Here is a 21,459-nt window from a genome sequence, read left to right as displayed (position 1 = left end):
GAGCCGAACCCCGGGGGCCGCGCGCGTTAGCCACGCGACCCCCGGGCGTGTGAACTATTCGCCCGAAGCGCCGAGGTCGGCAGCCCAGGGGTAGTACAGGTAAACGAAGGATGCGGGAGCACCCGTTACGCGGTCATTCATGAACAGTCGAACGGCAGGGTCGACGATCGGGATCCAGGTCAGATCCTCCATCACGAGCACTTGGGCTTCGTTCACGAGTTCAGCGCGCTCGCTGTCATCGGCGGTTGCAGCGGCCTCGTCCAGCAACGCGTCGATGGAGGAGTTGCTGTAGTCGTTGTAGTTCTGCGATCCACCGGTTCCGGCGATTGCGCGGAGGAACGCGAGCGGGTCAGGAACGTCCATGTAGTTGTAGGTCACGAACGCGTCGTGTCCTTCGCGGGCTGCAGGGTCAGAGAAGAATGCACCAAACTGGGCGCTGGGCACACCTGCCGGCTCAACGGTCAGGCCAATGGCGCGGGCGCCGTTGGAGATCTCGGAGATGATGTCGGCGTAGTAGGTGCGCTCTGACGGGTACACGATCTTGATCGGCTCGGTGAGGTCGACCTCGGCGTCCTTCAGAACTTCCTTGGCACCTTCGATGTCGATTTCTGTCGGGGCGAGTTCGTCGCGGCCAGCAGTGAACTCAGCGTCGCCGTATGACCAGCCGTTGTCGGGAACGAGAGAGCGTGACGCGCTCGCCGTGCCTTCAAAGACTGTCGCGGCAATGGCATCCCGGTCGGTCGCCATCATGAGTGCCTGGCGTACGGCGGGGTCGGCGAAGATGCCGTTTCCGGTGCCGATGATGCCGACGATCTGCAACGAGTTGCCGAGGTAAAGGGATCCCTCGGTCGAGCTCTGTAGCGACTTGAGCGCACCGAGCGGCACGTCGTACGAACCGTCGATCGCGCCCGTGTCGAGTGCGGTGGCGATAGCGGCGGCGTCAACGATGAAGTTGATGTCGACCTGAGCCGTCTGAGCCTGCTTGTCACTGTTCCAGTAGTTGTCGTTCTTGATCAGCGAGATCGACTGGCCCTGGTCCCAGTCTCCAACGGAGAAGGGACCGGTGCACATGACCTTGCCGGTCGGGTTACCGAAGGTGTCGCCAGCTGCTTCGCGGAAGTCCTGCTCCACGATCGTGCCGACGGGGGTCACCATGTAGGAGTTGAAGGCGGCATCAGGCTTCGAGAGCGAAACGGTAACTTCCCAGTCAGCGGTCTTCTCGATCGAAGCGATGTTGCCGACGAGGCCGCCGGCCCAGTAGCTTCCTTCGTCAGCATCCAGGTGACGACCGAGGCTGTACACGACGTCATCGGCGGTCATTTCCTGGCCATCCCAGAATTCGACGCCCTCGCGAATTGTGTAGATGTAGGTGAGATCGTCGGGGGTTTCGACCTTTTCGGCCAACCCGGGTTCGATCGTGAAGTCGGGCTGCAACTGCATGAGTCCTTCACACAGGTTGGCCACAACGGTGTTCTCGGCGTAGTTGAACGACTTGATCGGGTCGAGCGATGCTGGCTCGCCGAAGGGAAGGTTCCACGTCACCAAATCGAGCTCGCCGGTGGCGGCAGGAGTGAGGGTGAGGAGGTCGTTGTTGTCAACGCTGGATGAGGTGTCGCTGCTGGTGCCTGCTGCGCACCCGGTCAGTGCGAGGGCAAGAATGCTGCCGATCGCTATTGCTTTTTTCTTCATTGAATTGCTCCTAGGTAGATCGAACCTGAACGCTAAGACGCTTGATGTGTGTGAAAACCTAGTTGACCAAAACGTTTTGGGGGAAAAATACCCAAAACGTTTTACATGCCGGAAACTCAGGTAGCCTGCCAGAGTGACCAATAACCAGCCACGCAGACGAGCGACAATTCACGACGTCGCCAAGCGGGCCGGGGTCTCGATCACCACCGTTTCTCACGCCCTCAATGGCAAGGGAGTCATTGCGGATGCCACTAGGCAACGAGTCGTCGAAACGGCCGCTGATCTGGGATATAGCCCCGATGCGATCGCTCGCGGACTCCGCAGCCGTCGCCTCGGAATCCTGGGACTCGTCATCCGCCCGCTCGACACTCTGGGCTCCTACCAGCCGGAGGGTGTTGACTACTTTTTGCGGTTTGCGGGAGCCGCCGCAGTCGAAGCATTGGATCGCGGTTACGGGCTTGCGTTAATGCGGGACCCCACCGTTGGTAATGCCCCCGGCATCGCTCTGGCCGCCGATGGTTTCATCATTTCTGACCCGGTGGCCAGCGATCCGGTTATCGAATTGCTCACTCGAAACGGAATCGCGGTCGTCGCGGTCGGGCGTGATATTGAGCGACCGGAATTCAGCGCCTGGCTCGGCGCAGGCACTCACACCAACACGGATGCTGTTATCCAGCACTTTCTCGAACGCGGTGCCATGCGCATCGCGATTGTTACTGGCGAGGACAACAACTCGTGGAACGCCGATAGCGAGTTGACGTACCGGGCGTGGGCTGCAGAATGCGGGCAAACCCCGCTCGTGTTCCACCAAGATGAGGGCTTGGGTGAGGCGGGTGGTCGCGCACTGGCTGAACAGCTGCTGGCCTCAGGCGAGCCGCTTCCGGATGCCATCTATTGCCTGACCGGGCGGCACGCTGCGGGCATGCAAGCTGGGCTGCAAGCGGCCGGCTATCTGGTTCCCGACGACATCATGATTGCCTCAGGGTCTGACTCGGAGCAAACCAGAAACAGCGCTCCGCCCATAACTTCGATCGATTTGGCGCCCGAGGCAACGGCGAAGGCTGCGGTCACGTTCTTGGTCGAATTGCTCGATGGCGTGCCCGATGCCGATCCGGGCGCCGACCCTGACAGCGACGGCGGTGGCGACCCGGTTCCTCCGGAGGTGGACTACCGGATCAGAGACCGTGCATCGACTCGCTCAATCGGCTGAATGACAGCTCGTGCCCGAGGATGTTCTCGGCCGCACGATGACCGGAGCGTAGCGCCGCGGTGACGGTGGCTGGATCATCCGTCCACGTCGCTTCGCCCGCAAAGTGCAGCACGTTCTCGACCGGTGTGGCCATCAGGTCGTGGTCGTCGGGCGTGGACCCCGGGCGCATGTAGGCGTACGACCCGTACGAGTAGGGGTCGTCTTGCCAGCGCGTCACGAGCACTTCGTCGGGGTGCTCGACGCGCTCGCCGTAGAGCCCGCGCAGAGCATCGAGAACGGACGAGCTGATCTGTTCGTCGCTCCAGTCGCGCGCTTCGATGGCGCTGGGGCCGGCAGCGAACGTGAGCAGGGCGGGAACGCCGTGCAGATCGGTGAGGTCGTACCAGGAATGCCACCACTTGCCCGCCTCGCCCTGCTGGCGAATCGCGTAGACGCTCTCATCCCAGAAGCGAGTGGGGAAGCGCAGAAAGACCTTCTCGAAGTTGTTCATCTCGAAGCCGTCAATGGCGTGGGTGAGCCATTCGGGCAGCGCCGGCTCGAACGCGAGATCGCCGCTCTTGAGCACCCCAATCGGCACCGTTACGACCACGCGATCCGCGGTGAAATCGCCCTGCGCGGTGGCGACCGTTGCGCCCTGCTTTGACCAACGGATGCCGGTGACCACATGCTCGAGGCGAACGTCGAGTCCCTGTGCGAGATTCGTTGCCAGCTCGTCATAGCCGTCGGGGAACACCACCTCGTCGCCCTCGACCGTGTCATCGTCGAGACCGTGCGCATCGAGCAGCCCGGCGTGCACGCCGTACTGCTCCTCGGAGCGGTGCAGCACGAACTCGCGCACGCGCTCTGCCCGATCGGGGTTCCAGCCGAGCGTGGAAAGCGCGACGCCCATCGCCTGCTCATAGCTTGTGCCGAGAGTGGAAGCCTGCACCGCCGTCGCAAGGTGCGCGTCGAACGTGCGTACGTCATCCGCGAACTGGGCGACAGCGTCGTCGCTGAGGCGCTCGCCGGTGGGGCTGTAATAGGCGATGGGGCGGCCGGTGGGCTGGTAGCTGCCAACCGTGAACTCGACCGTGCGCATGCCGAAGGCGTTGACGATATCGGTGAGGGGGTTGTCGTCGACGCCGTGGATCCAGGATGCTCCGCGGTCGGTGGCGACGTCGCCGGAGCGCTCGGTGAAGGTGCGACCACCCGTGCGGTCGCGGGCTTCGAGCACGAGCACGCGCTGGCCGGACTGGGCAAGAAAGCGTGCCGCCGTGAGCCCGGAGACTCCGGCGCCGACAACGATCGTGTCGAAGGGTGTCGCAGTCAGGTCGGCGGTAGGCGCGCTAGCGATGTCGGTCATGAGGTCACAGTAGCAACGCGGTGCCGGGTGCGGCTCACCCTGACGTTTATTTAGGGTGTACCCCACGTGGACGGTTCGCGACCGCGACCGCCCGTAAGCGGAACCTATTACGGTCGGTAGTCGTCGCGGTCTTCGTAGAGTGAGCGAGCGCTGGGATCCGCGCTTCGGCCACCGTTGGCCGCTCCGCCTAACTGGGTAAACACGAATGCCAGGCGTTTAGCGACCCGACCCATCACATTGAGAAAGCGTTTAAACATCGTTGGACCCTTCTCGGTTAGCTCAACTATATTCAGCAACGCAGTTCGACTGCAATGCTCGCCTCCGCATCCTGGAGTGCGAACGGTGTCACGAGCGGAGCGCCGAATGCGCTGATGTCATCACACACGCTTCGGCCACTCACCACGAGACGCCGATGCCGATGCCGAAGTCAGGTGTATCGCACTTCTTCTGACTCAACCGTGCAGAAGCGCCTAACGTCCCGCTTCTAACTCTGCGACGTTAGTCAGGGTGTACTGGGGAAGCGCAAGAAATATGGCGGGGTTGCATGTCTCATCCGACACTACAAAGTCGCTACCCGTTTGGGCGTCGAAGTTCAGAGACCAGCACAAGCTGTACACGCGGGTTTGGGCGGACAGCCCGGAGTCGGCTCGTCCAAAACTGGTCGTGAACACAGCCACCTTTATGCGGTCCTCGGCGATGGAGCTCGACGTGAGCCAACTAGCGTCACCGCTTCTGAACCCGGACACGATCTCGTCATCTGTCCACCCGTAGATATTCAGGCTCACACAGCCGTCGATGCTTTCCGCAAATACTTCCGGGTCAGTCACCGGAGCAGACTCTTCAGCACGGAGTTGAATGCAATTGCGAGCATCTTCGAAAATAAAGGCGGTGCGGCTGAAAGCTGCGTCATCCGCTTGGGCCGGCATGTCATTGATGGAAGTGACGTCGCTGCACCCAGCCAGCGTCGAGATGGTCAAACCGAATGCCGCTAGGTAAGCGGCTGCCTTAGTGAAGCGCAAGTTCTGCCTCCAGTACGTCTGAATGCGAACCCGTTTTTTCTTCGAAAGCGGGGATGGATGCATCGGGTGTCCAGACGTAAGTGGCGTTCCGATACGCGCCGAAAACGCTTAGTTCGCTCTGCCCCGAAGTTGCGACAGGGGAAACCTGATCGTCAGTGATCGCGCCGTCAGCAGGCCAACACAAGTGAGCTCTCACTTTCAAAATCCGAATATTCTTCGCTTAGGGCGAGGCTACCGCTTGTCTTGCTCTTCGGGCAATAGCGCAGGTGTATGGCCGGGGCCGCCCGAGTTGGTGTCCGTCGCCCTCTCTGTTTCGACTCGCGAGCTAATGCCGGGAAGATAGACAGGCCGGCAAAATATGAGACATTATTGATTTCAGTACGTCTCGGCTCGGCAAACCGGTGCTTGAGAAAACCTGGCGCCTGTGCGCCTACTCGAACGGTACGTGGGGACCGCAACTAACTAAGGAGCCTTATGAGACATCTTCTGTCCGCGGCCGTATGTGTCGGAATGCTGATCTCTGTTTCTGCATGCACCGAAGTCGAGCCGCCGCCGCCCGCCGAACCTTCGTCAAGCGCAGCCGCGACTTCGTTGGAGGAGGGCAACGTTGGGCTGTGCCATTCGCTCTCGATCGAACTCATGACGGTGAACGGCGTGGTCTCGGGGTATGAGGCCGGCGAGTTGAATAGGGAATCGTTCGATTACATGATTGCCACTATTGCCGACGGCTTCCCGATCCTTGGAATCTTGCACAAGGACGCGCTTTTGAGCAGCCAAGTCGACGACCTACGTTCGGCAATCACGGAGCTAGGCGCCGACGGTGCCGAACCGGCCGTAGGGGACGCGTCAGCGTTGGGAGAAGCGACGACGGCGCTCGCTGTCGAATGCGATGCAGTCGGCGCACCTTTGAGCTTTTACCAGTAGCCACAGGCGAGTCGCCCTCGCGATGCCGATGCCGATGCCGATGCCAGGCGTGAGGTCACAGTAGTAGTGCGCCACCGCATTCGGCTGACCCGCTCGCGATAAAGTGGCGATCACATGAAGAGCTCAGTGAGTCAGTTGCGCGGTCGTGGATTCTTGCGCGACGAAGACCTCGATGCGTCCCGCCATCTGTCGGCGGCCGAACTGACGCGACAGTTGGATTCCACTGACGCTGTCGAGCGATCAGCCGCAGTGCGGTTGCTTTCCCGTCCTGCGGGACCGGATGTTGCGTTGGATCAGCTTTTTGTGGAGCGACTCACACGAGAGACCAAGCTCTATACCAAGCTCGAACTGTGCGAAGCGCTCCAAGCGGGCGGCCAAGAAACCGCCCAGCTGCTCATTCCGCTGCTCGGTGCTATCGGGCGGAATCAGCACACCCAGCCCGCTGTCGAAGCGTTCAAGAAGACTAGTTACCCGCTTCCGCGAGACATCGTGGCGCGAGTTCTCGCCCGGATGGAACCGGTGGTGTTGCCGTCGTTGATCGCGGCCGTTGTCGACGGATCACGGACGCAGGCAGTTGAGGCGATTGATGCCGTTGGCTTCCTGTGTTTCTACTCAGTGGTGACAACGCCGGATCGGCTGGCAGCGCTGAACGCACTCACCGAGAAGCTTCGGGGCAGCCCCGATGACGAGCTCATGCAGTGGAAGATTGTGCGTGCGCTGGAGAGTTTCAATCATCCCAATGCCACGCTCATCCTCGAGCGAATCGTCGCGGGAAACGCCAATCCGGTGATAGTCCAGGAAGCCCAGCGGTCACTCGCATTGGTTGTCGAACAGCCAGCGCTGCGTGCTTCGTTCGACACCGAGCTGCGCTGATTGCGACGTCGAATGGCGAGGTCGACAGTGCGCCAATCCTGAGGCACGAAAGAACCGCGACTCTTGCTATCCGGCGAATTTTCTAGAAACTACGTCTAGACGTAGTTTCTTAAAGAGGCTCTCCCAACATAGGATCAGAACATGGGAATGAGAGCAGCAACAGGTCGCACGCACACCGCACGCACGACGATGATCGCGGCTGCAGCATCCGCCCTTCTGCTCGGTCTCGCTGGCTGCACTGCGGTGTCGGATGCGGGCGCCACGACTGACCCGAACGACGACCGCCCTGTCGTGCTCACGACCTTTACGGTGCTCGCCGATATCGCCGAGAACGTGGCCGGCGACAACCTGCGGGTGGAATCCATCACCAAGGTGGGGGCCGAGATCCACGGCTACGAGCCCACGCCCGGCGACATTGCCAAGGCGGCCGAAGCCGACCTGATTCTCGACAACGGGCTCAACCTTGAAGCCTGGTTCGCGCAGTTCGTCGACGGTCTCGACGTGCCGCACGTGGTGGTCTCTGACGGCGTCGACACCATCAACATTGCGGAGGATGCCTATGAAGGGCTGCCCAATCCGCACGCGTGGATGAGCCCCCTCAACGCACAGATTTACGTCGACAATATGGAGGCTGCGTTCGCTGAACTAGACCCCGAAAACGCTGCCGACTACGCCGCCAATGCCGAAGCGTACAAGGCCGAGCTGCAGCTTGTGAACGACGAGCTCACGGCCGAACTTGCCGAGTTGCCGACGTCACAGCGCGCTCTCGTCTCGTGTGAAGGAGCATTCTCGTACCTGGCACGCGACGCTGGGCTGAGCGAGCATTACCTGTGGGCGGTCAATGCCGAGCAGCAGTCGACGCCGCGCCAGATCGCGTCGGTGATCGAGTTCGTGCGAGACAACGACGTGCCCGCCGTGTTCTGCGAATCCACAGTCTCCGATCGCGCGATGCAGCAAGTGGTCGAGGCCACTGACACGACCTTCGGTGGAACCCTCTACGTCGACTCGCTGTCGGAAGAAGGTGGCCCGGTGCCGACCTACCTCGAGTTGCTGCGCCACGACGCCGAAACCATCATCGCTGGATTGACCGGGGCCACGGAATGAGTGTGCCCGCCATCGACGTGCGTAACGTCACCGTTCACTACGGCGACGTGCTCGCGCTCGACAACGTGAGCCTCAGCCTCTCGCCCGGCCGCATTTATGGCCTTATCGGAATGAACGGCTCGGGCAAGTCCACGCTCTTCAAGACGATTACCGGGATGCTGCGCCCCGACCACGGAACAGTCACGTTGGCCGGTCGGCAGCCTGCACTCGCTCGCAAGGCCGGAGCCGTCGGCTACGTTCCGCAGAGCGAAGACGTGGACTGGGCGTTCCCGCTCTCGGTGCGCGATGTGGTGATGATGGGCCGCTATGGCCACATGGGTTTCTCGCGTCGCCCCAAGGCCGCCGACAAGGCCGCCGTCGCCGAGGCTCTCGAGCGCGTTGAGCTGACTGATCTCGCCGACCGCCAAATTGGCCAACTCTCGGGCGGCCAGAAGAAGCGCGCGTTTGTGGCCCGCGGAATCGCTCAGGGCGCGACGATCCTGCTTCTCGACGAGCCCTTTGCCGGCGTCGACAAGCGCTCCGAGGGAACGATCACGACACTCTTGCGCGAGCTCGCCGCCGAGGGTGCCACGGTTCTCGTTTCGACCCACGACCTCAATGCGCTGCCGAAACTCGCCGACGAAGCAATCTTGCTGATGCGCACGGTGCTGCTGCAATCCACTCCGGCTGAGGTGCTGAAGCCCGAGAATCTTGCACGGGCCTTTGGTCTCGATGTCACGGCGGGAGACGCAGAATGAACCCCCTCGATTTCCTTCTCGAACCCCTGAGCTATGACTTCATGGTGCGGGCGCTCGCCACGAGCGTGACCGCCGCGATCGTGTGCGCGGTGCTGTCGTGCTGGCTCGTCCTCATCGGCTGGTCGCTCATGGGTGATGCTGTTTCGCACGCCGTGCTCCCGGGTGTGGTGCTCGCCTACGTCGTCGGCGCCCCCTTTGCCCTTGGTGCGGTCATCTTTGGTTTCCTTGCCGTCGCCCTCATCGGCATCGTGAGAAACACGAGCCGCATCAAAGAGGATGCCGCGATCGGCATTGTCTTCACGACACTGTTCGCCCTGGGAATCGTGCTCATCTCGGTGACCCCGTCGCAGACCGACCTCAACCACATTATCTTCGGCAACCTCCTCGGAGTCTCCTGGGCCGACCTCACCCAAGTGCTCATCCTCGGCGCGATCACACTCACGATCCTGCTCGTGAAGCGCCGCGACTTCACCCTCTACGCCTTCGACGCCACCCACGCCCACGCGATCGGCCTTAACCCCAAGGTGCTCGGCGCTGCGCTTCTCGGGCTCCTCGCCCTTACCGCTGTCGTCGCGCTTCAGGCTGTCGGCGTCGTTCTCGTCGTGGCACTGCTCATCATCCCCGGCGCCACCGCGTACCTGCTCACCGATCGCTTCTCGCGCATGCTCGTGATCGCCCCAGTGATGTCGGCGCTCGCGGCAGTCACCGGGCTCTACCTCAGCTACTACTTAGACACGGCATCCGGCGGCATGATTGTGCTCGTCGAAGGCTGCATCTTCGCGCTCGTTTACCTGTTCAGCCCCACGCAGGGCGTGATCGGCAAGCGACTCGGTGCGATGAAGCGGCAGCGGATGCTCGCCGCCCAGTAGCTCGGAAGACACCGCCAGCGCACCGAACCCGCGCGGTGCGCCTCAAGTCATTCGGCGAGGGTGCCGCCCGATACGTAGAGTGCGTCGGTCGCGCTCCGGCCCAGGCTAATCGGCGCAGCGGATTGGCCTGCAGCCTCACCGCTCGCGCCGCCAGCATCACCAACCACAACAACCTCGAGCGCATCCGAATACGGTGCCCCGGCATTCACGCTGAGCTTCGCTTCGAATCCGATGCCGCGCTCTTCGAAGAACTTGAGTAGCTCGGGGTCGTCGTCGGAGATGCGTTCGACGACGACGGTGCTGCCGGGGGCGACGCGGGTGAGCTGCACGGCATCCGGGATCGTAATCACGCCGTCGGCGCTGGGGATGGGATCGCCGTGCGGGTCACGGGTGGGGTGTTCGAGAAACTCATCGATGCGTTCGACCATGAAGTCAGAGACGGCGTGCTCAAGGTTTTCGGCTTCGTCGTGCACTTGATCCCAGGTGTAGCCGAGCACGCTGACGAGAAACGATTCGATGAGGCGGTGGCGGCGAACCATCGCCACGGCGTGCGCGCGACCCACGTCGGTGAGTGCAATGGAACCGTAGCGGGCATGATCCAGAAAGCCTTGATCGGTGAGGCGACGCACGGCATCCGAGACGCTCGACAGCGTGTAGCCGGTGCGTTCGGCGATCACGGTGGCGGTGACGGGGGCATCTGACCATTCGGAAAGGCTCCACACGGTCTTCAGGTAGTTCTGGGTGCTGACCGAGAGCTCTGTGACCGACATGCGCCCAGTCTAAAGCCGAAGATTGAAGTACGGGCAGACGTAGTTAACGAAACTTGCCCCCGCCCGGAGAACATCAGGCGGGGGCAAGCGGGTGAAGAAAGTTAGTTGAAGATTCCGTTCAGGCCGAGGTCACCGGTGATGTCACCGACGATGTCGTCTGCGTCAACAACATCGTCGAGAATGTCGTCGACATCAACAATGTCAGTGACGTCGGTCACTACGTCAGTCGCGTTGTCTACAACGTCGGTTACCTGCGTTGCGTTGTCGACGACGTCAGAGACGTTGGCGTCGTTCGCTACGTCAGACACGTTCGCGGAGTCGCTCACGTTGCCGACTGCGGTGTCGTTGCCCGAAGCTACGGGGGCGTTGACCTCGTTGCCTGAAGCAACAGCGTTGCCGTTGAGAAGGTCGCCGTTGAGGATGCCGCCACCGAGGATGTCTCCACCCAGAAGGTCAACGTCGCCGACCTCGGGTGCTACAACGACGGGAATGTCGGTCTGCTTGGGGGAGGAGTAGGAGTATGACTTCGTCGAGGTGTAGCTGTCGCCGGTGGCTGCCATGGCGGGAGCTGCTGCTCCTACCGCGATGAGGGCTACTGCGGTAGCGGTTGCGCCGAGCGTTGTCTTCTTCGTAAATGCGTTCATGACTGAACTCCTTCTTACGTGGTCGGCCTCCGTAGAGGCTCTGCGTCTCGAGGCTTTCCCGAGGCGCAATGAGTACTCCGGAGTGCGGCCGTAACCGGTTTGGGGGTCATGTCAAAAAAGTTGAAATTCGAGCAATCTGGGGTGCGGATGCGGGCTGCCAGGGGCCTCGGATCCGCATGTTTCTGGGGCTGTTGGCGCAAGCTGGCAGTCGACTGAGTGGATTCTGGTGAAGTGCCCAGTGGTGCATCCAACGGCTGATTCGAGCTCGCCGGGCGCGCCAAAAACAGCCGCCGCATAGGCCGCCGGGAGTTCTTACTCCGCCGCCGCGGCCTTCACGGCCGTGTACGCCTCGAGGGCTTCGCGGCGGGTTTCGGCAAGATCCACGATCGGTTCGGGATACGCGTCGGTGCCGAGTTCGGGGATCCAGTACGAGACGTAGTCACCCGTGGGGTCGAACTTTTTCTGCTGCAAGACGGGGTTGAACACACGGAAGTAGGGGGCGGCATCCGCACCGGATCCGGCAACCCACTGCCAGTTGGCGGGGTTGCTGGCTTCGTCGGCGTCGACGAGGGTGTCCCAGAACCACTGTTCGCCGGCCCGCCAGTCGATGAGCAAGTTCTTGATGAGGAAGCTCGCGACGACCATGCGTACGCGGTTGTGCATCGTGCCGGTGTGCCAGAGCTCGCGCATCCCGGCATCGACGAGGGGGATGCCGGTGCGGCCGCGGCGCCACGCGTCGACTTCGCTGACACCGGCGGGTTCGTTCACGTCGCCGAGTTGGTCGACGGTGTAGCCCCAGGGAAAGGCGTTGTAGGCGGGCCGGTAGCTGTCGGTCGCGAGGCGCGGGTTGTCGAAGAGCAAGGCGGTGGAGAATTCGCGCCAGCCAATTTCGCTGAGGAACTTGGCGACGTTCTTGCGGGCGGCGGCGGGCACGTCGGCGGAGCCGTCACCGGCGCCGCTACCGTTGCCGCGCAGCCGGTTCCAGACCTGAGTGGGGCTGATCTCGCCGAACCGCAGGTGCGGGCTGAGGCCACTCGTGGCATCCACGGCAGGTTCATCGCGGCGGTGATAGTCGGCGAGGCGTTCGGCGACGAAACTCTCAAGGCGAGCGTGGGCGCCGTCTTCGCCGGGAGTCCAGGTCTCGCGCAGTCCTTCGGCCCAGTCGGGGCGGGTGGGCAGCAGATTCCAGTCGGCGAGGTCGTCGCTCGCGGGGGAGTCGGCAGGCCAACTCAGCTCGGCTGCGGTCGGCGCCGACAGTGCATCCCGCACCGGACGATCTTGCGCCGCACGCCAATACGGAGTGAAAACCTTGTACGGCTCGCCCTGCCCATTGCGGATATGCCACGGCTCGTTCAACAGATTGCCCTGATGGCTTTCGACCGAGAGCCCCTGCTCGCGCAGGCTAGTTTTGAGGCCAGCGTCAATATCCCGGGCGGCCGTGTAGCGGCGGTTCCAGTGCACCGAGGCGGCGCCGAGCTCGTCCACGAGCGCCGGCAGCACCTGCGCGGCAGGGCCGTGACGCAGGGTCAGCTGGCCGCCTAGATTCTGCAGGGCGGCATCCAGAGCAGTGAGGCTGTGATGCAGCCACCACTTGCTTGCCGCACCCAGCGGGCGGATGCCGTCGCCGGTTTCATCATGAATGTAGACGACAACAAGCGGTCGGCCTTCGCTCGCGGCCGCAGTTAGCGCAGGGTTGTCGGCTAGTCGCAGGTCGTTACGCAGCCACACGATGGAGGGCTGATTCTGGTTTCCGCTCACGGCTCAACTCTAGGGTCGGCGGCTGACTATTTAGCTGAGCAGGTGAAAGTGCTCACATTGCCACTGCTGGGTGTTCTGGGCTTGGCGATTGCGGGTGTCGGCCCAGGGCGGGTACACGCGAAAACCGCGCTTGCCGCCGCGGCCGCCATCCGAAACGATGCCGCGGACGATCAGGACGCTGAGCGGAAAGACGAACGCACCAAAGCCGTTGCTGTCGCGGGTGGCGACGACGAGGTGCTGGGTGCCATCGTCGCTGGGGAATGGTTGCGTGGTGCCGTCAGTGTCTCGCCGCCAAACGGTGACGAAGAAACCCGGCTTAGTGGGGGTCAGTTTTGCGACCCGAAACCGGGTTGCAGCAGGAAGCGTGGTGACGGCCCCGTACTCGGCGTTGTCGGGCTCGGCCACGAGTTGATCGTGCTCGGGCAGTACGTCACCGAGAGCATGGATGGCGCGGGCTACATCCGGTTGCAGCGGGGCAGTGGTCACGGTCATCCGTTCGATTCGGCGGTCGTGTCAGCCTAGGCCGAAGCGCGCGCGATCGCCGCACGTGTGGGCTGGTGGAGCAACGCTTTCTGGGTAATACTCTGGGAATGACCGCACGCACGGCAGGCCCGCTGAATGAACGACATGAGGTGCTGGGCATTCTGCTATTCGTCTTTGCGGGGTGTGGATTTGTGGTGCTGAGCGCTCTGGCGGGCACTGCGACCATCATGGCGAGTGGGGTGCCCGCTGTGGTCCCTGTGGCCTGGAACGGTCAGTCGTTGGTTGTTGCTGGTGCCGCGTGGTGGATGGGGTTGGCGGCCGCTCTGGCGGGGCTGGCGATCTGGATTATCCGAGCCAAGGCAAAAAGGACACTGTTACCGTGGGCGATTGTTGACTGTGCCCTGATGGCCGTTCTTATAGTGGTGGTGTGGCTTTTTGCCCTGTAGCGGTGCCCGTTAAATGAGGTGGTTGACGCCTGCGGGGTGGTGTTGCTGGGGGCGTAGACTCGCGCAAAACAGTCGTCGGTGTCGATGGCGGCGTTTCGACTGAGGGGTTACCGTGCGATGACAGGATCTGGTTTTCGGCAGGAGTCGGTCGATTTCGGCGATGTGATTGAGCGTGTGGAGAACATTTTCTCCTCCCTATTTCTTTCCCTCCCCAATGTGATCATCGGCATTGTGGTCTTCCTCATTTTTTGGGCCCTGTCGTGGGTCGTAGCCAAGCTCGTGGGGCTGGCTATGCAGCGGGCCGGCCGGCCGCGCGGGCTCCAGATGGTGCTGAGCCGCCTTACTGCTTGGAGCATTCTCACGTTTGGGCTGCTTGTCGCGCTCACGGTGATCTTTCCGACCATCACCCCGGCGTCATTGTTCGGAGCTCTGGGCGTTGGCGGTGTCGTAATTGGCTTCGCCTTCCGCGACATCTTTCAGAATCTGCTTGCCGGCATCCTGATTCTGTTTACTCGACCATTTCGCATCGGTGACCAGATCGTGTCGGAGAATCATGAGGGCGAAGTTGTGGACATTTTGGTGCGTGCAACGCTGCTGCGCACCTATGACAACCGGGTGGTGGTGATTCCCAACAGCGAGCTCTACACGAAGCGGGTCGTCGTGAACACGGCGTATGAGAACCGCCGGCTCAGTGTGGAGGTGGGGATTGGCTATGACGAAAGCATTGCGGATGCTCGTGCCGCCATCCTTGAGGCGATTGCGACCTTGCCGGGCATCGTCACAGACCCGACGCCGGAGGTTCTCGTGAATCTGCTCGGCGACTTCAGCGTGATTCTTGAGGTTCGCTTCTGGATTAGCCCACCGGATCGTCGCGAAGCGGTTGAGGCACAAGATCAGGTTCTTGAGGCGATCAAACGGGCACTCACGGCGGCCGACATTGAGATGCCGTTCCCGATCCAGAAGATCATGCTCGATCCGCGGGAGCCCCGCAGCGAGGACAGTCTCTAGCCGCAGGCGTCGTGACGAGGTTCGCGGTCAATTGCTTGATTGTGGAAGTTTGCTGGGGTGCCCGCTAAATAGTTCGAGGGCCGGTTTCAGAGGCATGAAACCGACCCTCTCCCTTTGCACCAAGAGTGTCCTGCAATCACATTCCGCAGTAGCTGCCACAGCAAACAACTTCTGCTCTATGAATGTATAACGGAAACATAACGCTGTCTAGTTACCATTCCGTTATTTTTGGCAAATTTCCAGAAAAGTCTGTCTACCCCCTACGTTTCTGGGCAAAATGGGCCGAAATCGGATGTTTCCGCGCAGATGAGCAGCGACGTTCGGTTGCCGCTCGATGTGCCGCTCGCTCCGGCAGGAAAGCTAATTCAGCGCCACGATCTGGCCGACCGCGGTGTCGAGCTGCACCATGCTGCCAAAGGTTGCACCCTTAAGCGTCATGACGTAATTGGAGCCATCTGCCGAGGGGGCATAGTTGACCACGGTGCCTTCGGGCAAGATCGTGAGCGCGTGCCCGTCCGGTGTCGAGAGGGTGCCGCCGGGGGTGGCAAGGCTGAGGCTGGCGGGCTTGCTCTGCGGCGCGATCTGCTTCAGCACGAACTGCACGGTGCCAAGATGTTGAATGAGCGCCATCCGTTCTTCGGCGGCGGACGCGAATGACGCAGGCGCGGCGACCGGCGCTGGTGTGATGATCTCGGTGGTCGGGCCGGTCCCGCCGTTAGCCGCGCTTTCGGCGGGCGTCGACAGGGCTAAGCCTTCCGAATCAAACGTGAATTCTGTCTGCGCGACCTGAAATGTCAGGGGAGAGTTGAGGGCCGACCCGTTGAGATAGAAGTTGGCGACAAGTGCGGTCATCAGAAGCGTTCCGAAAGCTCCCAGAAGGATGCCAATGATTGGACTTAGCCGGGCGGTGGCCTCCCGGTAGTGGCGAAGTCTGAGGGCGTAGAAACCGTAGGCGATCGCGGTGATTCCCGCCGTGGAGGCAATGTATCCGTTCCCTGCTCCCGCCGAGGCGACGGGGAACAGGGCAAGCCCGGCAGCGATGATGCCGAAGAGCAGCGAGATTCGTCCGGGCCCGTTGCGCACCAACTTCCGCGGGGCGAATGTGGTCGTCGACTTATTCGACGGGTAACGGTAGCTATCTGCCGGACGATAGTTGTTGTTCTCGGGCGGCGACCAATCCCGTGGTCCAGCTTGCTTCATCAATTCCCCTCGACTCGCACCCCCGCGCGAGCATCACTCAATTCTGGCAGCCTAGTGTCAGGCGGGGACAACCCCAGAAGGGGTGGTCGACTCGGCCGGTTGCGACGGCCGACAGGTGTTCCTTGCCCCACGTTTCCTGCGCAAAGCGGGGAGGCGGCTGACCCCGACCGCGGGTCAATACCGCGAACGCTTCAGAACGCCAGCCCGCCAGCCCGCGACCCACCCTCATTCGCGGGCTGGCGGGAGTGCGCAAAGTGACGCATGCTCGACAGATGATCCTCGGCGCTGGCACTGATAAGTACGCGGCGTTATTCGCTTACGTGGGTGCCACTGCGGTCATGCTCTCCGGTGCCTATCTCAGCTCGCCCGCCGGCGACGAATTCGTTGTGTTCTTTGGCTTAGCTATCTTCTTTGTGCTGGGCCCTCTCGGTGTCATTACGTTTTCCACGCTCGCGCTTCCGATTGTCTTCGTCCTCTGGAACGCCGCGTTACCTTCTGTGCTGGGTCTCGCCATTGTCATCCCTCTATCCATGGGCACCGCACTGCTCAATGTTGTTGTGGTCTTCGGCTGGATTGCCCACCTGCGCAGCGGGGTGCGAGTCGCCGACCGGCGTGCCGGTGACACCGTGTTGGGTCGAGTAGCCGCGGCAGTCTTGTTCGTCGTCGCGGGGTTTGTGTTCATCGTGCTGTGTGTAGTGGCGGGATACCTGGCTCTGAGCTCTGGCCAGGGAACAGCCCAACCCGGTGCCGGACCTTACCTGGCATCGTTCTTGTTCGCTGTCTGGTTGGTGGGGCTCGCCGCAGCGCTCGGCGGTCTTGTGCTGTGGGTGCTGAACGAGGTCCGAGGGAGGGGCAGCCTGTCTTGGGCGCTTGCCGACGCCCTTCTCCAGCTCGCACTCCTGGCGACGCTGTTGTTCGGGTCGGCTGGAGTCTCGCATCTCGGATAGGAGAAACCGCTCAAGCCGTCGTGGGCTACCCGCGGCGCGACATGAGCCACCCTCATTCGCGGGCTGGCGGGCTGCGGCCGTGTGCCCCATGATCAACTAATGACTCTGATCGACAATGCCACGCGCACACCGAAGAAGCGCAAATACATTGTTGGCGCCGGGGTGATGACCGTGGTGGCATTCTCGCTAGCAGGCCCAGGCGTTGTGTTCTCGCCGATCGCCGAGTTGGCCCTAGCGATCTATTTGGGTCCTCTAGGACTTGTCGCGCTCTTCTTGGGAGCGCTCCGTCTTCCCGAGGTGTACGGGATTTACGAGTGGATCACTGCTCTGTTTAGCCTAGTAATGGCGGTCGGCATTGCGTTCGTCAATGTCGAAATTCTTGCGCGGTGGCGCAGGCCTGCACCTCCGCTGGAGAGGCCGTTTGAAGCGGAGGAGCGTCGGCACGGTTGGCGCCAGCAGCTCGCCGCCGTTCTGTTCGTGGCGGCTGGGCTCGCGTTTATCTTTCTCTGCTTCTTCGCCGGGGGTACGGCGGGAACCGCCGGCGGGATTACGGTTCGTGTGCCGGTCGAACGGGCGAACCATCTGATCTTCCTGTCGGCGATCGTGTGGGTGCCGGGTCTTGTCGTGGCGATTGCAGGCCTGCGGCTGTGGATTGTGAATACCCGTCGCGGGGAGCCCGTGCTGCGGTGGGCGATCGCGGACCTCGCGATCATGCTGACGCTCATCGGCATTCTGTGGGCCGACGTCACGCAGGGCGCTGCGCCCTAATTCTGCGCCCTCGGTGCACACTGCGCGCCGCGAGGGGCGGATCGGGCTGAGCCTGCCGCAAGGGTATGTTGGGTTACGCTCACTATATGACTCTCAGTGCCGTCGTCGATCGCTGGGCTATTCAGCTTGAGAGGTGGCCTGTCACGGTCGGCTATATCGCCGGGGCCGGGGTGCTGAGTGCACTGCTCATCTGGATCTCTCAGTTCGACCTGCGAACTCTTCCGCTGCTGATGATCCTTTACCTTGGACCGCTGGGGCTTGCGGCCGCTGCCCTTCTGGCATTCCCCGTCACCGCGGTGTTTGCTCTAGCGAACTCTGCTTCAGACGTGGCGATCGCGGTCGCGATGGGAGCCGCGGTCGCGATGGCTACCGCGTCACTCAACGTGATCATCGTGAAGGGCAGACGTCGCCGACGAATCGCCGCTGCCACGCCTTCCTCTGAGGGGCTGAGTGGGGACGAGCCGGACGTGGCGCGGAGGTATGGGCTAGCGTTCAGCAAGCTGCTCTTCGCGCTTGCCGGTTGGGCCTTCATCGCGCTCTCAGTGATCGCGGGAGGCGTCATCCTGCTGGCGGATGGAATGTCGTCCGGCGTCTCGGTAGACGAGGCCGACCCGGTGAAATGTGCAGCTGCCGTCATCTGGTGGCCGGGTTTACTGATTGCTGTCGCCGGTCTTGTGACGTGGATTATTCGCGTCGATAAAGGAAGACCCGCTACCGCGTGGGCAGCGATCGATCTCGTGGCAATGCTCGTGCTCATCAGCGTTCTCTTAGACGTCAGTTCCCGCTAGTGGGCGGCGATTCGCGGCACATTATTGATCGTCGGCCCGCGCAGATCGGCTACATCGTCGGCGTGGGTGTCGTCGCGGTGATTGCTTCATCCCTCGGCCTCGCCGGCATCCTTCAGGGCTGGATGCTCGTTCTTCTCGTGGTGGTCTGCTTGGGGCCGCTCGGTCTCGCTATTTTTATCGTGGCCAGTTCGATCGCTCTTTTTGTGACGGCGGTTCCTGGTTGGGCGATTATTGGTCTCGCCGCTGTCGTTTCCCTCGGCGTCGCATCCGTCAATGTCGTCAGCACCCGCCAATGGAGGGCCAGGCGGCTAATCGAACCCGATGCCCTCGCTCCCCGACACTTTCCGCGTGGCTGGGACCAACTCTATGGAGGCATCCTCTTTGTGTTGGCGGGCGGCGCGTTCATCGTGCTCTCCATCGTCGCAGGCTACGCGGCAGGTACCGCGGGTTATAACGTCCTCGCGTCCAATCTTGCGGATCGTGCTGACGAAGTGAAGTTTGTCGCCTCGGTCGCGTGGTGGCCCGGACTGCTCATCGCAGTAGTGGGTCTCTTGTGGTGGAGAATGCGCGTGGGGCAACGGCGGCGAATCTTCTCGTGGGGGGCCCTCGACTTGGCCGCAATGCTGGGGTTAATCGCCGCGGTCGTGCACGCCTCGCGCTAGCCCTCTGCGCTGTGTCGGGGCGGCGGCAGGCGACCGCTAGTGGGCCGTGTCGACGAGCTTGAGCCCGACAATGCAGCCGATGAGTCCCGTAATGAGCAGCACCTTGATCCACGAGATGGGTTCGCCGCCGAAGACCATGGCGTAGGTCACGGTCAGCGCAGCGCCGATGCCGACCCAGATCGCGTAGGCGGTGCCGATGGGGATCTCGCGCATGGCGTAGCCGAGACCGCCCATGCTTACGAGAATGGCAACGCCGAAAATCACGGTCGGCCAGAGCTTCGTGAAGCCCTCCGACTTGCCGAGGGCGGTGGCCCAGACGGCTTCGAGCACGCCAGAAAGAATCAAAACAAGCCAATACACAAGAGTCTCCTTGGCCAGTCTTTTCGCGTACCCGGTACTGATCCGTCGTCGGGAGCCGACTATTGCGGCTACAGATTCAGCGTATCAAACGGGGCATGACTTGGCGGGGCAGCGCTTATTCGAACGCCCGAACAGACTCAGGCACGCGGATGCCGGAGCGTAGGTCAGGCGTGGCAACAACCTCCACGGCTCGAGCCCCAAACCGCACCTGCCCGCCCCACGCGTCACCGGCGATATCGTCGTCGGTGTCATCGGGCCAGTCGTCGGAGGTGCGCAACGACCATTCCGCGATCGGCAGCGCAAGCACGAGGGTGGCGGCGAGTTCCTTCTTGCTGTTGGGGCGCACTTCGGCCAGACGACCGGGAATCATCTTCTCGGTGATGGCGTTGACGGCGGCAGCTTTTTCCTCGCCCTCGAGCACGCGAAAGGAGCCGAACAGTACGGCGCTGCTGTAGATGAGCGACGACTCGAAGGCGGAGCGCGCCACCACGATGCCGCCGACTGCCGTGACCGAGACTGCGACGGGCGCTCCGGAAACCAACCGCATCCAGCGCGAACCGCTCGACCCGTGCACGATCAACTCATCGCCGAGGCGAGCAACCGCGGTCGGCAAAACGCCGGGGGTTCCGTCGTCGTGAACATAGGCGACGTTCCCGACGATCTCCGAGTCGAGCAGCGCGTCGAGGGCTTCTCGATCCCGTGACATCTTCTCGGGCATCCGGGTGGCATCAGTCGTTGTCATCCGGTCAGTGTGACACGCGCCAGCGCTGAACCTCTACGTCGAGCGAGAGTGGTTCTCTGCACCCGCAGCGACGGCGCGAAGAGCCGCTAGATGAAGTCGGGGCTGGGGGTCGAGGCGAAGCGCACCGAGACATCCGGATGACGGTCGTAGCGGTACCCGATGCCACGAACCGTACGAACAACATCTTCGTACGCGCCGAGCTTGGAGCGCAGGCGACGAATGTGCACGTCGATGGTGCGTTCGTTGGGCGCTTCGTCGTCTTCTGCTGACCACAGGGTGGAGATGAGCTGCGCGCGGTCGATGGTCTGCGATTCGCGCAGGATGAGGAACTGCAGTAGTTCGAACTCTTTGTAGGTGAGGGCTGCGGGCGCGTCATCGATGAGCACGCGCTTGCGGGAGAGGTCAACGACCACACCGCTCGCGGGCTTCTCTTCGGGCTCTTCAACCTGGCGGTGCTTGGCGAGAGCGGAAGGGTCCTGCAGGGCGAGGCGCACGACGTCGACGTCGCGTCCACCAGCGCCCACGGGGGCGAGGGCAACGGCGGCGTGAGTTTCGGCGTTCGGTACGAGCTGCTGCGTGAGGAGCTTGAGCTGTTCGACGATCGCGCTCAGGTCGGTGCCGGCTGCGGCGGCCTTGAGCTCGTCGATGCCGACGTAGAGCACGAAGCCACGAGCTTCGGTTCCCTGCGGAACAGCGCGCAAGTGCGGTGCGTCAGCGGCTGGCGCGGCGGGTGCCGGTGTCGGCGTTGCGGGGCGCACGCTGCGAGCGGGCTGCACGGCAATCGACAGGTCGCGGGCCGGCGGAGTGTAGGTCGGTGCCAACGCGGGAGCCGCAGAAGCGAAAGAGGTGCGAGTGGTGCGTTCGATTGTTGCAAGTGACATGGGTCCAGAAATCCTTGGATAAGGGGTGAAGGGCCTCTGATGATGAGGGTGTGATCCTTCGGAAAAAAATAGTGTGTCGAGCTAGATAGTCGCCGTTATGAGGACGAAGATCTGAGGGGCATCCCATCTGGTGAGAATGCCCGGCGCAGGTAGGCCGACTAGGCACACATTCGACAACACGAAACGTCGCCCGCCACCGCAGTGCTCGTAAGCATCGCGCTAGCGGTCCTGGAAG

24 protein-coding genes and 1 riboswitch are annotated in these 21,459 nt (G+C 62.3%); of the genes, 12 read left to right on the top strand and 12 right to left on the bottom strand.

Going from position 1 to position 21,459, the window contains the following annotated elements:
- Nucleotides 1–54 precede the first annotated feature (54 nt).
- Nucleotides 55–1,689: an ABC transporter substrate-binding protein gene (locus I6E81_RS12855; RefSeq protein ID WP_197108408.1), complete on the bottom strand. Its 1,635-nt coding sequence runs from the start codon at nucleotides 1,687–1,689 to the stop codon at nucleotides 55–57.
- Nucleotides 1,690–1,822: 133 nt separating this feature from the next.
- Between I6E81_RS12855 and I6E81_RS12850 the strand changes: the two genes are divergently transcribed.
- Nucleotides 1,823–2,899, top strand: coding sequence for a LacI family DNA-binding transcriptional regulator (locus I6E81_RS12850; protein ID WP_197108406.1), 1,077 nt, complete (start codon nucleotides 1,823–1,825; stop codon nucleotides 2,897–2,899).
- Here the strand turns inward: I6E81_RS12850 and I6E81_RS12845 are convergent.
- The 3 genes from I6E81_RS12845 to I6E81_RS12835 all read right to left on the bottom strand — a co-directional run bounded on the left by I6E81_RS12845 (nucleotide 2,865) and on the right by I6E81_RS12835 (nucleotide 5,260).
- Entirely contained in the window at nucleotides 2,865–4,241 is a 1,377-nt protein-coding gene (locus tag I6E81_RS12845; protein WP_197108404.1) for an NAD(P)/FAD-dependent oxidoreductase, read from the bottom strand. The two genes, I6E81_RS12850 and I6E81_RS12845, sit on opposite strands and share 35 nt — an antisense overlap.
- A 107-nt stretch (nucleotides 4,242–4,348) precedes the next feature.
- Entirely contained in the window at nucleotides 4,349–4,498 is a 150-nt protein-coding gene (locus I6E81_RS12840; RefSeq protein ID WP_197108403.1) for a hypothetical protein, read from the bottom strand.
- Between the two features lie 213 nt (nucleotides 4,499–4,711).
- Nucleotides 4,712–5,260, bottom strand: coding sequence for a hypothetical protein (locus tag I6E81_RS12835; RefSeq protein ID WP_197108401.1), 549 nt, complete (start codon nucleotides 5,258–5,260; stop codon nucleotides 4,712–4,714).
- A 474-nt stretch (nucleotides 5,261–5,734) separates the two neighbouring features.
- Between I6E81_RS12835 and I6E81_RS12830 the strand changes: the two genes are divergently transcribed.
- The 5 genes from I6E81_RS12830 (at nucleotide 5,735) to I6E81_RS12810 (ending at nucleotide 9,767) form a co-directional block, all read left to right on the top strand.
- On the top strand, nucleotides 5,735–6,184 hold the full coding sequence (locus I6E81_RS12830) for a hypothetical protein (RefSeq protein ID WP_197108399.1): 450 nt from the start codon (nucleotides 5,735–5,737) through the stop codon (nucleotides 6,182–6,184).
- Between the two features lie 114 nt (nucleotides 6,185–6,298).
- A complete protein-coding gene (locus I6E81_RS12825; RefSeq protein WP_197108397.1) occupies nucleotides 6,299–7,057 on the top strand; it encodes a hypothetical protein in 759 nt (252 codons plus the stop codon).
- Nucleotides 7,058–7,198: 141 nt separating this feature from the next.
- The gene (locus I6E81_RS12820; protein ID WP_197108395.1) at nucleotides 7,199–8,161 is read left to right on the top strand and encodes a metal ABC transporter substrate-binding protein; all 963 of its coding nucleotides are present in this window, start codon (nucleotides 7,199–7,201) and stop codon (nucleotides 8,159–8,161) included.
- Nucleotides 8,158–8,898 carry a metal ABC transporter ATP-binding protein gene (locus tag I6E81_RS12815; protein WP_197108393.1) on the top strand — a complete coding sequence of 247 codons (741 nt, stop codon included), beginning with the start codon at nucleotides 8,158–8,160 and terminating at the stop codon, nucleotides 8,896–8,898. The genes I6E81_RS12820 and I6E81_RS12815 overlap by 4 nt, the downstream gene beginning before the upstream one ends.
- The gene (locus tag I6E81_RS12810; RefSeq protein WP_197108391.1) at nucleotides 8,895–9,767 is read left to right on the top strand and encodes a metal ABC transporter permease; all 873 of its coding nucleotides are present in this window, start codon (nucleotides 8,895–8,897) and stop codon (nucleotides 9,765–9,767) included. The genes I6E81_RS12815 and I6E81_RS12810 overlap by 4 nt, the downstream gene beginning before the upstream one ends.
- Before the next feature lie 47 nt (nucleotides 9,768–9,814).
- Here I6E81_RS12810 and I6E81_RS12805 read toward each other — a convergent pair whose 3' ends face one another.
- From I6E81_RS12805 to I6E81_RS12790, 4 genes are all read right to left on the bottom strand, one after another.
- A complete protein-coding gene (locus I6E81_RS12805; protein WP_197108389.1) occupies nucleotides 9,815–10,537 on the bottom strand; it encodes a metal-dependent transcriptional regulator in 723 nt (240 codons plus the stop codon).
- Between the two features lie 101 nt (nucleotides 10,538–10,638).
- Nucleotides 10,639–11,181 (bottom strand): hypothetical protein, encoded by a 543-nt coding sequence (locus I6E81_RS12800; RefSeq protein WP_197108387.1) that lies wholly within the window; start codon nucleotides 11,179–11,181, stop codon nucleotides 10,639–10,641.
- Between the two features lie 312 nt (nucleotides 11,182–11,493).
- Nucleotides 11,494–12,939 carry a deoxyribodipyrimidine photo-lyase gene (locus I6E81_RS12795; RefSeq protein ID WP_197108385.1) on the bottom strand — a complete coding sequence of 482 codons (1,446 nt, stop codon included), beginning with the start codon at nucleotides 12,937–12,939 and terminating at the stop codon, nucleotides 11,494–11,496.
- A 30-nt stretch (nucleotides 12,940–12,969) separates the two neighbouring features.
- The gene (locus I6E81_RS12790) at nucleotides 12,970–13,431 is read right to left on the bottom strand and encodes a MepB family protein (RefSeq protein ID WP_231604181.1); all 462 of its coding nucleotides are present in this window, start codon (nucleotides 13,429–13,431) and stop codon (nucleotides 12,970–12,972) included.
- 98 nt (nucleotides 13,432–13,529) lie between these two features.
- Between I6E81_RS12790 and I6E81_RS12785 the strand changes: the two genes are divergently transcribed.
- Complete coding sequence (locus I6E81_RS12785) at nucleotides 13,530–13,868, top strand: hypothetical protein (RefSeq protein WP_197108383.1); 339 nt, start codon at nucleotides 13,530–13,532, stop codon at nucleotides 13,866–13,868.
- A 117-nt stretch (nucleotides 13,869–13,985) separates the two neighbouring features.
- A complete protein-coding gene (locus tag I6E81_RS12780; RefSeq protein ID WP_197108381.1) occupies nucleotides 13,986–14,876 on the top strand; it encodes a mechanosensitive ion channel family protein in 891 nt (296 codons plus the stop codon).
- A gap of 360 nt (nucleotides 14,877–15,236) precedes the next feature.
- Here the strand turns inward: I6E81_RS12780 and I6E81_RS12775 are convergent, their stop codons facing one another.
- Nucleotides 15,237–16,076 (bottom strand): hypothetical protein, encoded by an 840-nt coding sequence (locus I6E81_RS12775; RefSeq protein ID WP_129072924.1) that lies wholly within the window; start codon nucleotides 16,074–16,076, stop codon nucleotides 15,237–15,239.
- Nucleotides 16,077–16,348: 272 nt separating this feature from the next.
- Here I6E81_RS12775 and I6E81_RS12770 point away from each other — a divergent pair, with 272 nt between their 5' ends.
- From I6E81_RS12770 to I6E81_RS12755, 4 genes are all read left to right on the top strand, one after another.
- Nucleotides 16,349–17,023, top strand: coding sequence for a hypothetical protein (locus I6E81_RS12770; RefSeq protein WP_129072925.1), 675 nt, complete (start codon nucleotides 16,349–16,351; stop codon nucleotides 17,021–17,023).
- 99 nt (nucleotides 17,024–17,122) lie between these two features.
- On the top strand, nucleotides 17,123–17,791 hold the full coding sequence (locus I6E81_RS12765) for a hypothetical protein (protein WP_129072926.1): 669 nt from the start codon (nucleotides 17,123–17,125) through the stop codon (nucleotides 17,789–17,791).
- 86 nt (nucleotides 17,792–17,877) lie between these two features.
- Nucleotides 17,878–18,579 (top strand): hypothetical protein, encoded by a 702-nt coding sequence (locus I6E81_RS12760; RefSeq protein ID WP_197108379.1) that lies wholly within the window; start codon nucleotides 17,878–17,880, stop codon nucleotides 18,577–18,579.
- Nucleotides 18,579–19,241: a hypothetical protein gene (locus I6E81_RS12755; RefSeq protein WP_197108376.1), complete on the top strand. Its 663-nt coding sequence runs from the start codon at nucleotides 18,579–18,581 to the stop codon at nucleotides 19,239–19,241. The genes I6E81_RS12760 and I6E81_RS12755 overlap by 1 nt, the downstream gene beginning before the upstream one ends.
- A 36-nt stretch (nucleotides 19,242–19,277) precedes the next feature.
- Here I6E81_RS12755 and I6E81_RS12750 read toward each other — a convergent pair whose 3' ends face one another.
- The 3 genes from I6E81_RS12750 to I6E81_RS12740 form a co-directional block, all read right to left on the bottom strand.
- Nucleotides 19,278–19,601 (bottom strand): multidrug efflux SMR transporter, encoded by a 324-nt coding sequence (locus tag I6E81_RS12750; protein WP_197108374.1) that lies wholly within the window; start codon nucleotides 19,599–19,601, stop codon nucleotides 19,278–19,280.
- A gap of 9 nt (nucleotides 19,602–19,610) precedes the next feature.
- A riboswitch (guanidine-III (ykkC-III) riboswitch) is annotated at nucleotides 19,611–19,675 on the bottom strand.
- A gap of 41 nt (nucleotides 19,676–19,716) precedes the next feature.
- Entirely contained in the window at nucleotides 19,717–20,343 is a 627-nt protein-coding gene (locus I6E81_RS12745) for a pyridoxamine 5'-phosphate oxidase family protein (RefSeq protein WP_231604178.1), read from the bottom strand.
- An 86-nt stretch (nucleotides 20,344–20,429) separates the two neighbouring features.
- Nucleotides 20,430–21,224 carry a winged helix-turn-helix domain-containing protein gene (locus I6E81_RS12740; protein WP_197108372.1) on the bottom strand — a complete coding sequence of 265 codons (795 nt, stop codon included), beginning with the start codon at nucleotides 21,222–21,224 and terminating at the stop codon, nucleotides 20,430–20,432.
- Nucleotides 21,225–21,459 lie beyond the last annotated feature (235 nt).

The organism is Salinibacterium sp. NG22, assembly GCF_015864925.1.
GTDB lineage: Bacteria > Actinomycetota > Actinomycetes > Actinomycetales > Microbacteriaceae > Rhodoglobus.
Note: the sequence above shows the minus strand (reverse complement) of the source record. Positions and strands in the feature narration are given on the sequence as shown.

Bases quoted from the DNA above. Each gene is read 5' to 3' on its own strand.
- I6E81_RS12785 (WP_197108383.1), top strand. From the start codon at position 13,530: ATGACCGCACGCACGGCAGGCCCGCTGAATGAACGACATGAGGTGCTG.
- I6E81_RS12805 (WP_197108389.1), bottom strand. From the start codon at position 10,537: ATGTCGGTCACAGAGCTCTCGGTCAGCACCCAGAACTACCTGAAGACC.
- I6E81_RS12830 (WP_197108399.1), top strand. From the start codon at position 5,735: ATGAGACATCTTCTGTCCGCGGCCGTATGTGTCGGAATGCTGATCTCT.
- I6E81_RS12740 (WP_197108372.1), bottom strand. From the start codon at position 21,224: ATGTCACTTGCAACAATCGAACGCACCACTCGCACCTCTTTCGCTTCT.
- I6E81_RS12790 (WP_231604181.1), bottom strand. From the start codon at position 13,431: ATGACCGTGACCACTGCCCCGCTGCAACCGGATGTAGCCCGCGCCATC.
- I6E81_RS12825 (WP_197108397.1), top strand. From the start codon at position 6,299: ATGAAGAGCTCAGTGAGTCAGTTGCGCGGTCGTGGATTCTTGCGCGAC.
- I6E81_RS12770 (WP_129072925.1), top strand. From the start codon at position 16,349: ATGATCCTCGGCGCTGGCACTGATAAGTACGCGGCGTTATTCGCTTAC.
- I6E81_RS12800 (WP_197108387.1), bottom strand. From the start codon at position 11,181: ATGAACGCATTTACGAAGAAGACAACGCTCGGCGCAACCGCTACCGCA.
- I6E81_RS12760 (WP_197108379.1), top strand. From the start codon at position 17,878: ATGACTCTCAGTGCCGTCGTCGATCGCTGGGCTATTCAGCTTGAGAGG.
- I6E81_RS12745 (WP_231604178.1), bottom strand. From the start codon at position 20,343: ATGACAACGACTGATGCCACCCGGATGCCCGAGAAGATGTCACGGGAT.
- I6E81_RS12815 (WP_197108393.1), top strand. From the start codon at position 8,158: ATGAGTGTGCCCGCCATCGACGTGCGTAACGTCACCGTTCACTACGGC.
- I6E81_RS12820 (WP_197108395.1), top strand. From the start codon at position 7,199: ATGGGAATGAGAGCAGCAACAGGTCGCACGCACACCGCACGCACGACG.
- I6E81_RS12765 (WP_129072926.1), top strand. From the start codon at position 17,123: ATGACTCTGATCGACAATGCCACGCGCACACCGAAGAAGCGCAAATAC.
- I6E81_RS12840 (WP_197108403.1), bottom strand. From the start codon at position 4,498: ATGTTTAAACGCTTTCTCAATGTGATGGGTCGGGTCGCTAAACGCCTG.
- I6E81_RS12780 (WP_197108381.1), top strand. From the start codon at position 13,986: ATGACAGGATCTGGTTTTCGGCAGGAGTCGGTCGATTTCGGCGATGTG.
- I6E81_RS12855 (WP_197108408.1), bottom strand. From the start codon at position 1,689: ATGAAGAAAAAAGCAATAGCGATCGGCAGCATTCTTGCCCTCGCACTG.
- I6E81_RS12810 (WP_197108391.1), top strand. From the start codon at position 8,895: ATGAACCCCCTCGATTTCCTTCTCGAACCCCTGAGCTATGACTTCATG.
- I6E81_RS12845 (WP_197108404.1), bottom strand. From the start codon at position 4,241: ATGACCGACATCGCTAGCGCGCCTACCGCCGACCTGACTGCGACACCC.
- I6E81_RS12775 (WP_129072924.1), bottom strand. From the start codon at position 16,076: ATGAAGCAAGCTGGACCACGGGATTGGTCGCCGCCCGAGAACAACAAC.